The organism is Conexibacter woesei DSM 14684, from assembly GCF_000025265.1.
In the GTDB taxonomy this organism is placed as follows: Bacteria; Actinomycetota; Thermoleophilia; order Solirubrobacterales; family Solirubrobacteraceae; genus Conexibacter; species Conexibacter woesei.
Genome location: NC_013739.1, coordinates 4,008,925 through 4,020,821, shown reverse-complemented (window position 1 = coordinate 4,020,821; position 11,897 = coordinate 4,008,925). Strand labels below are relative to the sequence as shown.

11 protein-coding genes are annotated in these 11,897 nt (G+C 75.2%); 10 read left to right on the top strand and 1 reads right to left on the bottom strand.

Features of this window, described 5'->3' with window-relative positions:
- The first annotated feature begins 71 nt into the window (after positions 1–71).
- Positions 72–326 (top strand): cysteine-rich CWC family protein, encoded by a 255-nt coding sequence (locus CWOE_RS18950; protein ID WP_201447024.1) that lies wholly within the window; start codon positions 72–74, stop codon positions 324–326.
- Here CWOE_RS18950 and CWOE_RS18945 read toward each other — a convergent pair.
- Complete coding sequence (locus CWOE_RS18945) at positions 272–856, bottom strand: hypothetical protein (protein ID WP_012935251.1); 585 nt, start codon at positions 854–856, stop codon at positions 272–274. The genes CWOE_RS18950 and CWOE_RS18945 overlap by 55 nt on opposite strands.
- Before the next feature lie 28 nt (positions 857–884).
- Here CWOE_RS18945 and CWOE_RS18940 point away from each other — a divergent pair, with 28 nt between their 5' ends.
- The 9 genes from CWOE_RS18940 (at position 885) to CWOE_RS18895 (ending at position 11,895) form a co-directional block, all read left to right on the top strand.
- Entirely contained in the window at positions 885–2,303 is a 1,419-nt protein-coding gene (locus CWOE_RS18940) for a CpaF family protein (protein ID WP_236262124.1), read from the top strand.
- A complete protein-coding gene (locus CWOE_RS18935) occupies positions 2,300–3,145 on the top strand; it encodes a type II secretion system F family protein (protein WP_012935249.1) in 846 nt (281 codons plus the stop codon). Before CWOE_RS18940 ends, CWOE_RS18935 begins: the two co-directional genes overlap by 4 nt.
- Complete coding sequence (locus CWOE_RS18930) at positions 3,142–3,969, top strand: type II secretion system F family protein (protein WP_012935248.1); 828 nt, start codon at positions 3,142–3,144, stop codon at positions 3,967–3,969. The genes CWOE_RS18935 and CWOE_RS18930 overlap by 4 nt, the downstream gene beginning before the upstream one ends.
- A 191-nt stretch (positions 3,970–4,160) precedes the next feature.
- Entirely contained in the window at positions 4,161–5,222 is a 1,062-nt protein-coding gene (locus CWOE_RS18925; protein ID WP_012935247.1) for a nitronate monooxygenase, read from the top strand.
- A gap of 487 nt (positions 5,223–5,709) precedes the next feature.
- Positions 5,710–6,147: a division/cell wall cluster transcriptional repressor MraZ gene (mraZ, locus tag CWOE_RS18920; protein ID WP_012935246.1), complete on the top strand. Its 438-nt coding sequence runs from the start codon at positions 5,710–5,712 to the stop codon at positions 6,145–6,147.
- A gap of 34 nt (positions 6,148–6,181) precedes the next feature.
- On the top strand, positions 6,182–7,126 hold the full coding sequence (gene rsmH, locus CWOE_RS18915; RefSeq protein WP_012935245.1) for a 16S rRNA (cytosine(1402)-N(4))-methyltransferase RsmH: 945 nt from the start codon (positions 6,182–6,184) through the stop codon (positions 7,124–7,126).
- A 599-nt stretch (positions 7,127–7,725) separates the two neighbouring features.
- Entirely contained in the window at positions 7,726–8,664 is a 939-nt protein-coding gene (locus CWOE_RS33560) for an FtsB/FtsL family cell division protein (protein ID WP_012935244.1), read from the top strand.
- Between the two features lie 7 nt (positions 8,665–8,671).
- Positions 8,672–10,333 (top strand): peptidoglycan D,D-transpeptidase FtsI family protein, encoded by a 1,662-nt coding sequence (locus CWOE_RS18900; RefSeq protein WP_012935243.1) that lies wholly within the window; start codon positions 8,672–8,674, stop codon positions 10,331–10,333.
- 86 nt (positions 10,334–10,419) lie between these two features.
- Complete coding sequence (locus CWOE_RS18895) at positions 10,420–11,895, top strand: UDP-N-acetylmuramoyl-L-alanyl-D-glutamate--2,6-diaminopimelate ligase (RefSeq protein ID WP_012935242.1); 1,476 nt, start codon at positions 10,420–10,422, stop codon at positions 11,893–11,895.
- Positions 11,896–11,897: the final 2 nt, after the last annotated feature.

Sequence of the window (11,897 nt, the reverse complement as noted above, 5' to 3'; positions counted from 1 at the left end):
ACCCACCGTGATCGGCCGCACGCGCGCAGACTTGCGTGTTTCTGCGCGGAGAGCGCCAAGATATGGCGGAGATGGAGCTGCGAGAACAGAGCTGCGAGGCGTGCGGCGCCCGCTTCGGCTGCGGCGCGGACGCCGGCCACTGCTGGTGCGGCGAGGTCGCGCTCGACCCCGCGACGCTTGCACGGCTGCGCGGCCTGTACGACAGCTGCCTCTGTCCCGCGTGCCTCCAGGCGCTGGCGGCGAGGTCGATCGCGCAGCTGGCGGCGCCGCGTCAGCCGGCGTCGATCGCCGTCATCAGAGCCTCGCCGCGCGGCGAGAGCCGGTAGCCGGTCCCGAGGCTCTCGGTCAGGCCCAGCTCCTTCAGCTTGCGCACGTCGGTCTTGAAGCGCAGCTTCTCGCGCTGAACTCTGGCCGCGAGGTCGCCGGCGCGCGTGCCGGGATGCGCGCGGATCAGCTCCAGCGTCGCGACCGTCCACGCGCCGCGGCCGCTGCGCGCGTCGATCTGCGCGAGCCGCGCGCGCAGCGCGTCGAGCTGCTCGGGCGAGAGGTCGCCGTCCTCGCGCAGGGCGGTTCGCGGGTCGGCACCGACGTGGTGGAAGGCGATCCGGTGGATCTCGTCGTTCTCGCCGGCTCTCAGCTCGCGCAGCAGGGCGGCGCGGTCGGCCGCGCCGGCGCGGCGGGCGTCGTCGTCGCTGATCGTGTGCGCCGGCACGACGTCGACGGCGTCGATCGCGAGCACGCCGATGGGCGAGCGCAGCGTCCCGCCCGCCTTCACCGTCGGTCGTCTCCAGCGCCGGAACGCGAGCGTGACCGAGCCGTCGGCGAGGCCGGGGTGGAGGTGCTGGCGGAACAGCATCGCGCTGTGAACGGTACGCGCCGCGGTGGTGGAGGGGGCGAAGTACGGCCGCTGCAGCCCTCTGTACCTCGTGACCGATCGCGCACGAGCCCTCGACGACGCAGCCGGCGAGCTGCGTGAGCGGCTCGTGCGCGATGCGGGGCAGGAGGGCGGCGAGGCGCCCGCGCGGATCGCGGCGCTGGTCGAGCGCGATGCGGCGCTGCTGAGCGAGCCGGAGCGGGAGGAGCTGCGCCGGCGGGTCGCGCAGCGGGCGTTCGGTCTCGGGCCGCTGGAGCCGCTGCTCGCCGATCCGAGCGTCGACGAGGTGATGGTCAACGGCGTCGGCGGGGCGGTCTCGGTGTGGGTCGAGCGGCGCGGGCGGATCGAGCCGACCGACGTCGTGTTCGCCTCGGTCGAGGAGCTGCGCCACGCGATCGAGCGGATCCTCGCGCCGCTCGGCCGGCGCGTCGACGAGGCGGCGCCACTGTGCGACGCGCGGCTGCCGGACGGGTCGCGCGTGAACGTCGTGATCCCGCCGCTGGCGCTCGACGGACCGGTGCTGACGATCCGCCGCTTCCGCCGCAGCGGCTTCGGCCCCGAGGACCTCGTCGCGGCCGGCACGATCGACCCGTCGTTGCGCGACCTCCTGCGCGCGTGCGTGCGCGCACGGCTCACGCTGCTGGTGAGCGGCGGCACCGGCTCCGGCAAGACGACGACGCTCGGAGCGCTGTCGAGCTTCATCCCCGACGGTGAGCGGATCGTGACGATCGAGGACGCCGCCGAGCTGCGGCTGCGCCAGCCGCACGTGGTGCGGTTGGAGGCGCGGCCGGCGTCGCTGGAGGGGCGCGGCGAGGTGACGATCCGGCGGTTGGTGCGCAACGCGCTGCGGATGCGGCCGGACCGGATCGTCGTCGGCGAGGTGCGCGGGGGCGAGGCGCTCGACATGCTGAGCGCGATGGCGAGCGGGCACGACGGCTCGCTCTCGACCGTTCACGCCGGCTCGGCCGAGGAGGCGCTGCGGCGGATCGAGACGCTCGCCCTGATGGCCGACGTCGCGCTGCCGCACGCGGCGATCCGAGAGCAGGTCGCGGGCGCGATCGACGTCGTCGTGCACCAGCGGCGCGAGCGCGACGGCAGCCGGCGGGTCGTCAGCGTCTGCGAGGTCGTCCGCACGGCCGGCGGCGTCGGCACCCGCGAGCTGTACTCCCGCCGCGGCGAGCGCGCCGCCTGGCGCGCCCCGCTCCCCGCCGAGCTGGCGGAGCGGCTGGAGGCAGCCGGGTGGAGTGGGGGTGGGGCGGGCGGCGGTGGAGTGGTGGCTGGCGGTGCGGCGGGTGGCGTGGCGGCTGGCGGTGCGGCGGGTGGCGTGGCGGCTGGCGGTGCGGCGGGCGGTACGGCGGATGGCGTGGCGGCTGGCGGTGCGGTGGGCGGCGTGGCGGCTGGCGGTGCGGCGGGCGGTGGCGTGTCATGAGCGCGGCGCCGCTGGCCGGTGTTGCCGCGGCGCTGGCCGTCGTCGCGCTGTGGGAGGTGCTCGCGGCGGCCGAGGGCGCGGCGCCGACGCGGATGCTCGCCCGGCTCGTCGTGCCGCTGGTGCGAGCGGGGCGGGAGGGGCGCGAGCCGAGCGCCCCGGAGCGGCGGCGGCTCGTGCTCGTCGGCGCGGTCGCGCTGCTCGCCGCCGGCTGGCTGTTGGCCGGCCCGCTCGTGGGACTGGCCTGCGGCGCGGGCGGGCCGTGGGCGGTGCGAGCGCTACTGCACCAGCGCCGCCGTCGCTACCGCGTCGAGCTCGAGCGGGCGGCGCCGGCAGTCGCCCGCGCTATCGCGGACGCGCTCGGCGCCGGGCACGCCGTGCCCGGCGCGCTCGTCGAGGCTGCGCGGGGCGCCGAGGGTGCGGCGGCCGCCGAGCTGGGCGCGGCAGCGGCGGCGCTGCGGATGGGGCAGCCGACCGCGGCCGTGCTGGAGCGGCTGCGCGCCCGGGCGGACAGCCGTCCCTACGACACGCTCGTCGCGGCGATCCTGCTCCAGCGCGAGGCCGGTGGCGACCTCGCGACGCTGCTGCGCGAGCTGGCCGCGGCGCAGGAGGAGTCGATGCGGCTGCTCGACGACGCGCGCGCGACGACCGCGCAGGCGCGCTTCACGGGACTGGTCGTCGGCGTCATGCCGATCGGCGCCGCGGCGCTCGCGGAGCTGGCCAGACCGGGCGCGCTCGCGATGGTCGCGCAGGTCCCGCTCGCCGCCTGGCTCGCCGGCTTCGCCTTCTTCCTCCAGGCCGTCGCGCTCGTCGCGATCCGCCGCCTCGCGCGCGTGGTCGCGTGAGCGGCGCGGCGGCGGTCGCCGGGTTGGCGGGAGCGGTCGCCGCGGTCGCGCTGGTCGAGCTGGCCGCGCTCACGGCTGGCCGGCGGCGGCGCTCGTCGCGCGCGGTCGCAGTCGGGCTGCTCGCACGGCTCGGTCGCCGCGTCGGCGCGCCCGCCGCGCCGCGTGACCTCGCCGCGCGCCTCGCCGCTGCGGGGCGGCCGCTCGGGTTGCGGGTCGGCGACGTGATGGCGATCAAGGGCGGGGCGGCCGTGCTCGGCCTCGCGCTCACGCTGCCGCTCGGTGCCCTGCTGCCGGGCCGGCTGCCGCTGGTCGTTCCGTTCGTGCTCCCGCTCGGCGGCTTCGTCGCACCGGACCTGTGGCTGCGTCGGCGCGCTCGCGCGCGCGGGCGCGAGATGGAGGCCGAGCTGCCCGACCTGCTCGACCTCCTGCGGGTCGCACTCGGCGCCGGCCTGCCGCTGGAGCGCGCGGTCGGCGACGTCGCCGACCGCGCGACCGGACTGCTCGCCCGCGAGTGGCGGACGGTCGCCGTCGAGATCGGCCTCGGGATGCCGCGCGAGAGGGCGCTCGTGGCGCTCGCCGAGCGCTGCCCGACACCGGGCGTCGGCGTCCTGGTGCGGACGCTCGAACGTGCCGCTCGCCACGGCGCGCCGCTCGGCGAGGCGCTCGCGGCGCAGGCGCGCGAGGCCCGCTCGACCCGCGCACGCCGTCTCGACGAGCAGGCCGCACGCGCGGCGCCGAAGATCCAGCTCGTCGTCGCGCTGCTGCTCGTGCAGTCGGTCCTCCTGCTCGTCGGCGCGGCCCTGCTCGCCTCGTTCGCCGGATGAGCACTCGCGCCGCGCCGCGCCGCCCGTGGGCCGTGCCGCGCGGCGGCGGCGCATGCCGCACCGCCCATGGGCCGTACCGCGCGGCTGCGCCTCGTGCTGCGCCGCCGCCGGCCGTGCCGCGCGATGGCGACTCGCGCCGCGCCGCCGCCACCGCCGCGCGGCGGCGGCTCGTGCGCGCTAGGTTCTCGGCGATGCCCGCCGCCCGCTTCGCGTTGTACCGGCTGATCCGACCGATCGTGCAGGCGCCGCTCGCCGGCGGTCCGTCGACGCCTGCGCTCGCGGCGGCGGTGTCGGAGGCCGGCGGGCTCGGCTTCCTCGCGGCCGGCTACAAGCGCGTCGACGATGTCGCCGACGAGATCGTCGCCGTCCGTGCGGCGACCAGACGGCCGTTCGGGCTCAACCTGTTCGTCCCCTCCGGGCAGCCGGCCGACGACGCGACGGTCGCGCCGTATGTCGCCGCGCTGCGCACGGAGGCGGAACGGCACGGCGTCGCGCTCGGCGAGCCGCGCCACGACGACGACGGCTGGCAGCAGAAGCTGACGCTCGTCCACGAGCTGCGTCCCGACGTCGTCTCGTTCACGTTCGGCTGCCCGAGCGGCGAGCAGATCGCCGCGCTCCACGCCGACGGCATCGCCGCCTGGGTGACGATCACCACGCCCGACGAGGCTCGCACGGCCGCGGCGGCCGGCGCCGACGCGCTCGTCGTTCAGGGCGCCGAGGCCGGCGGCCATCGCGGGACGTTCGACGACGCGGCACCCGCCGCGATCGGGCTGCTCGCGCTGCTTCAGCTCGTCACCGCCGCCGTCGAGCCGCCGCTCGTCGGTGCCGGCGGGGTGATGAACGGCGCCGGCGTCGCGGCCGCGCTGGCCGCGGGCGCGCGTGCCGTGCAGCTCGGCAGCGCGTTCATGCTGACGCCGGAGGCGGGCACGTCGGCGCCGCACCGGGCCGCGCTCGCCGCGCCGGGCGACACCGTGCTGACGCGCGCCTTCAGCGGCCGCACCGCGCGCGGGATCGTCAACCGCTTCCTCGCTGAGCACGACGAAGGCGCGCCGCGCGCCTATCCCGAGGTCCACCACCTGACCGCGCCGCTGCGCGCCGCCGCGCGCGAGCGCGGCGACGCGGACGCGCTCAACCTGTGGGCGGGGCAGGCGCACGAGCTGGCAGAAGCGGTGCCGGCGGGCGACATCGTCCGCCGCCTCGCCGACGACGCGCGCGACGCGCTGCGTGTCGCGGCCGAGCGCGCCGGCGCGTAGCCGCCCCGGGGCGTGAGCGTGCCGGCGCGTGCCGCGCCGAGGTCCGCGGGAGAACGGGGCCGCTGGCGGCGAGCGCAGCGCCCGCGCGCCGACTTGCTCTGAATAGCAGGTGATCGGAGTCGGCGCGCCTGGCGCTCGGCAGCTCGCTCACCGGCTCGAACCGGCACGTCCCACTTCGGCACACCACACGGACGGAAAGCCCACCCGCGCGCGGCCCTGCTGCAAGGCGGCGACCAGGATCCGCGTCTGCACGGGGCGTTGCGTCATTCCTGCGAGATCCGTCCCACCTCGTCCCACCGCGCGATGACCCGTCGTGAAGGGGAATCCGGGCCCTCGGCGAACCTCTGCGCATGATCGGTGGGTGAAAGGGCGGGAGATGGGTTGCAAAGTGGGAGAGAGTGGGTTAGCTTGCCTCGCATACGGACCGGGGTGGCAGGGCTCCTCCCACCCAGCCACCCCGGTTCGGAACCTCTTCAGGCGATGACCCTTGACGTTTCGCGGCACTTTCGACCTCACGCTCGACGCGAAGAACCGGCTCACGGTTCCGACGCGATACCGGGCCTCCTTCGCGGAAGGGATCGTGCTTGCCGCGGGGCTCGAGGACTGCGTCGCGATCTGGCGGCCCGAGGACTACGACGCCTGGACCGCGGCGGCGCTCGAGGGTCACAGCCCGCTCTCACCCGAATTCCGCAAGCTGAAGCGCCACTTCACCGCCAATTCGCATCCGACCGAGCTGGACGGGGCGGGCCGCGTGATGGTGCCGAGATTCCTGCTCGACTCGGGGAAGCTGACGAAGGACGTCAGCGTCGTCGGGGCCGGGGAGTGCCTCGAGATCTGGGATCGCACCGGCTGGGCCTCGTACAACGGCGAGGTGCTGGAGAACGTCTCCGACATCGCGGCCGGACTTCAGTCCTCGGCGGGCTGAACGCTTTCCATAACCAGTGATCACACTTCTTGACATGACCGGCATCCACATCCCCGTCCTCGCAGGGGAGCTGATCGAGCTGCTCGACCCGCAGCCCGGCCAGGTCGTCGTCGACTGCACGCTCGGCGGCGGCGGTCACGCGCGCCTCGTCGCCGGCCGCATCGGCCCCACCGGCACGCTGATCGGGATCGACCGCGACCCGATCGCCGAGGAGCGCTTCGCCGAGCTGACGGCGGAGGTCTCCTGCACGACGCGCTTCATCCGCGCCGACTTCGCGCAGGGACTGGAGCAGCTTGCGCGCGAAGGCGTGCAGGCGGACCTCGTCTACATGGATCTCGGGATGTCCTCGATGCAGGTCGACACGTGGGAGCGCGGCTTCTCGTACGCCTACGACGCGCCGCTCGACATGCGCATGGATTCCGAGCAGGAGCTGACCGCGCACGAGGTCGTCAACGGCTGGGACGAGCGGCGGCTCGCGCGACTGTTGAAGGAATACGGCGAGGAGCGCTACGCGAGCAAGATCGCCCGCGCGATCGCCCGCACCCGCGAGCAGCAGCCGATCGAGACGACGCAGGCGCTGGTCGACGTGATCAAGTCCGCGATCCCGATCCCGGCGCAGTTCGGCGGGGGGCACCCGGCGAAGCGCACTTTCCAGGCGATTCGCATCGCCGTCAACGAGGAGCTGGAGCAGATCGACGACGGTCTGCCGTTCGCGTGGGACGTGCTCGCGCCCGGCGGAAGGCTCGCCGCGATCTCGTTCCACTCGCTGGAGGACCGGCGCGTCAAGCGCTTCCTCGTCGACCGCGCGCGCGGCTGCATCTGCCCGCCGGACCTGCCGATCTGTGCCTGCGGCCGCACGCCCGAGGGCGAACTGCTGACGCGGCGAGCGATCGCGCCGACTGCCGGCGAGGTGGCGCACAATCCGCGCGCGAAGTCGGCGCATCTGCGTGGTGCCCTGAAGCTGAAGGAGATGTCGTGACCCCCGCTCCCGCAACCGCCGCCGCACGTCGCCGTGCGTCGGGCAGTGGTGGAGCCGGCCACGGCGGCCCGCCGCGTCGCAGAGCCGGCGCACCGAGCCGCCGCGTCTCCGGACCGGCCGCGCCGCGCAAGGACGACGGGCGCACGACCGGCCTCCAGCCGGCGTCGCCGAGCCGTGCGAGCGACCTGCACGAGCGGGTTGCGACGGCGCAGGCCAAGCGTGGCAAAGGCGCCACGCCGGCGAAGCCGTCCGCGAAGCGGTCCGCCGCCGCTGCCGCACGCGCGGCGAGCAGCCGCATGGGCGCGCCCGCGCCGCGCGACGCCGCGCCGCGTGGAGCGTCCGCCCAGCGTGAGGCGTCCAGCGCCCGCGAGGCCGCACCGCGCGGAGCCGCCGCTCGTGCCGCTGCGCCGCGGAGCGCCGCGCCGCGCGGAACGGCCGGCGCTCGGGCTGCCGCGCCGCGCGAGGCCGCACCGCGCGCTTCCGCGCCGCGGAGCGCTGCGCCGCATGGAGCGTCCGGCGCTCGGGGTGCCGCGCCGCGTGCTGCGTCGAGCGTGCGTGCGTCCACCGCGCGGGCTGCCGCTGCGCGCGGAGCGAATGGGGTGCGGGCTGCGGCCGGCGGTCGCGTCGCATCATCCCGTGGGAGCGCCGGGCTGATCGCGGGGCGCGTCGCCGCGGTCGCGGCGGCTGCCGCCGCGCTGCCGCTGCGCGAGCGTGAGCAGGCGCCGGCGCGCCCCCAGCGCAAGCCGCGCGCGGTTCCGAAGCCGAAGCAGACGCGCTCGGACCTGCCGCTCGGCGCACGCTTCGTCGCGTGGCTGCGGGCGCTGCCCGACCATCGCCTGCTCGACCGCCTGATCGGAGGGCGGATCTGGATCGTCCTGATCGGCACGCTGCTCGTCGGCCTCGTCACGCTCCAGCTGTCGCTGCTGAGACTGAACGCCGGGATCGGCACCGCGGTCGAGAAGAGCACCGCGCTGACCGAGCAGAACGCCGCGCTGCGCGCGAACATCTCACGCCTCTCCGACTCCGAGCGGATCGTCGGCGCCGCGACCCAGATGGGCCTCGTGCTGCCGCCGCAGGGCTCGCCGCGCTTCGTCGCCTCCAGAGCCGACGACGCCGGCACCGCGCTGCGCTCGATGCGTGTGCCGGCGATGAGCGCCTCCGCCGCGCTGGCGGCCGGCGCCGGCGTCGGCGCGACGACCGACGCGGCGGACGCGGCGACGACCGACGCGACGGCGCTGGCCGGCGCGACCGGTGAGACCGGCTCGACGGGGACCGACACGACCGCGAGCGCATCCGGCACCGCCGGCGCTGCGGGCACCGACACGACCAGCACGACCGGCACCGCCGGCACGACCGGCACCGCCGGCACGACCGACACCGCCGGCACGACCGACACCGCCGGCACGACGGGCACCGCCGGGACGACCGACACGAGCGGGACGACCGGCGCCACCGACGCGACCGGCACCGACACGACCGCCACCGACACCGCCACTCCGGACACTGCCGGCGGCGGGGCGACGGCGCCGACGGGCTGAGAGCGTCGTGCCGAGCCTGACCGACCGCCGCATCGGTTTCCTCTTCCTGATCTTCGTCGCCGCGCTCGGTGCCGGGCTGCTGCGGGCCGGCTGGCTCGGCGCCGTCAGAGCGCCCGCGCTCAAGCGCGCTGCCGCCACGCAGCAGGTGCAGACGATCGACCTGCCCGCGCCGCGCGGCACGATCACCGACCGGCGCGGGAACGTGCTCGCCGTCTCCGAGAGCGCGAGCGACGTCTCCGCCACGCCGTACATCGTCAGAGACCCGCTCAGAGCGGCGCAGCAGCTCGCGCCGCTGCTGGACGTCTCTGAGCAGGACCTGCTCAGAAGGCTCAACACGCGCAGCGGCTTCGTCTACCTCGCGCGCCGCCTGCCGGCCGCGAGCGCCAACAAGGTCCGCAGACTCGGGCTCGACGGCATCGCGCTCACGCCCAGCTCGCTGCGCACCTATCCGCGCGGCTGGCTCGCCTCGCAGGTGCTCGGCTCCTCCAGCGAGGAGCCCGGCGGCGGCACCGGTCTCGAATACGGCGAGGACAAGGTCCTGCGCGGTCAGGACGGCGTCCGCCGGATCGTCAACGACGCGCTCGGGCAGCCGATCTCGATCAAGGACCAGACGCCGACCGTCCCCGGCAGAGACCTCCAGCTGACGATCGACTCCGACCTGCAGGACAAGGTCGAGTCGGTCCTCGAAGGCGTCGGCCGCACCTACACGCCGAGAGGCGCGACCGCGATCGTGATGAATCCGCAGACGAGCGAGATCCTCGCGCTCGCGAACTGGCCGCGGGTCGACGCCAACGACCCCGGCGGCGCGCCCGGGTACGCGAACCAGAACCGCGCCGTCGGCTTCACGTTCGAGCCCGGCTCGACCTTCAAGGCGTTCACGGTCGCCGGTGCGCTCGAGGACGGCACCGCCACGCCCGAGAAGACCTACTACCTGCCGATACAGCTGCAGGTCGCCGACCGCGTGCTGAACGACTCGCACCCACGCGGCGAGGAGACGTCGTCGGTGTCGAGAATCCTTGCCGAGTCGAGCAACATCGGCGCGGTCAGAATCGCCCTCGACATGGGCGCCCGCCGCTTCAGCCAGTGGGTCGACCGCTTCGGCTTCGGCAGAAGAACCGGCGTCGCGCTGCCCGGCGAGGAGATCGGCCTCGTCCCGACCTACGACGACTACTCCGGCTCGTCGATCGCCAACCTCCCGATCGGGCAGGGCCAGGCCGTCACGCCGTTGCAGATGATGGCCGCCTACTCGGCGATCGCGAACGGAGGCATCCTTCGCCCCCCGCGCATCGTCGAGTCCGTCGGCGGCGTCAGAGCGCCGCAGGACCCGGGCAGAAGAGTCATCTCCGAGCAGACCTCCGCCGAGGTGCGCGAGATGCTGAGAGGCGTCCTGGCGGCCGGCGGCACCGCTGCGGAGGCCGAGATCCCGGGCTACGACCTCGCCGGCAAGACCGGCACCGCGAACAAGGTCGACGCCGACACCGGCGAGTACTCGAGAGAGCGCTACATCGCCTCGTTCGTCGGCTTCGCGCCGGCGAGCGACCCGAGGCTGCTCGTCTCCGTCGTCGTCGACGAGCCGCAGGGGTCGATCTACGGCGGCCAGGTCGCCGCGCCGGCGTTCCAGAAGATCGCGGCGTGGGCGCTCCCGTACCTCGGCGTCAGACCGAATTGACGGCGACCCGGCTCGCGAGCCGCCGAGATGGCGCGACGGCACTCGCACCCGGAACGGTCGGGTCCCATGGGTACACTCGGCGACCGATGAAGCTGCTGGACGTGATGGGCAGCGCAGAGACGGTCCCCACGCTCGCCACCCCTGCCGGCGACGTCGAGATCGCCGCGCTCGCCTACGACAACCGCAAGGTCCAGCCGGGAACGCTCTTCTTCTGCGTGCCCGGCTTCACCCGTGACGGCCATGACTTCGCGCCCGACGCCGTCGCGCGCGGCGCGGTCGCGCTCGTCGTCGAGCGCCCGCTCGGACTCGGCGTGCCGGAGCTGCGCGTCGCCTCCGTGCGCGCCGCGATGGCGCGCGCTGCCGCCAACTTCAACGGCGACCCGACCGCGCGGCTGCAGACGGTCGGCGTCACCGGCACGAACGGCAAGACGACGACGGCGTTCCTCGTGCGCGGCCTGCTGGAGGCCGCCGGCCGCCAGACCGGCCTGCTCGGCACGGTCAAGGCGGTCGTCGGCGGCGAGGCGCGCGAGGTGCAGCGCACGACCGCCGAGGCGATCGAGCTGCAGGCGGACCTGCGCGCGATGCTCGACGGCGGCGACGTCGCGGCCGCGATCGAGGTGTCGTCGCACGCGCTGGAGCTGCACCGCGCCGACGCGGTCCGCTTCGCGGCCGCGATCTTCACCAACCTGACGCAGGACCACCTCGACTTCCACCCGACGATGGAGGACTACTTCCTCGCGAAGCGGAGGCTGTTCGAGACCGGGCCCGGCGTCGCGGTCGTCAACGTCGACGACCCCTACGGCCGGCGGCTGGCGGAGGAGCTGCGCGCCGACGGCGCCGCGCTCGTCACGATCGCGCTCGACCACGACGCCGACTACCGCGCGACCGAGCTGACCACCGGCCTGACCGGCTCGGCCTTCACCGCGCAGACGCCGCAGGGGCCGATCGCGCTGCGCACCCCGCTGCCCGGCCGCTTCAACGTCCAGAACGTGCTCGGCGCCGTCGCGGCGGTCCGCGCGCTCGGCGTCCCGCTGGAGCAGATCGCCGCCGCGCTGCCGCAGGCCGGCCGCGTCCCCGGCCGCTTCGAGCCGGTCGACGAGGGCCAGGGCTTCGCGGTGCTGGTCGACTACGCCCACACGCCCGACTCGCTCGACAACGTCCTGCAGGCCGCGCGCGGGCTGACCGAGCGGCAGGTGCTGACGGTCTTCGGCTGCGGCGGCGACCGCGACCGCACCAAGCGCCCGCTGATGGGGGGGATCGCGGCCCGTCTCGCCGACGAGGCGTATGTGACCTCCGACAACCCCCGTTCCGAAGACCCTGAGCAGATCCTCCGCGACGTCGTGGAGGGGACCGGAACGGGCCCGCACGTCCACGTCGAGGTCGACCGTCGCAAGGCGATCTTCGCCGCGGTCGCGGCTGCCCACGACGGAGACGTGCTCGTGATCGCCGGCAAGGGCCACGAGCAGGGGCAGGAGTTTGCCGGCGGCGAGAAGCTGCCGTTCGACGACGTGACGGTCGCGCGCGAGGCGCTGCGCGCGAAGCTCGGGACCAAGGCGGCCTAGCT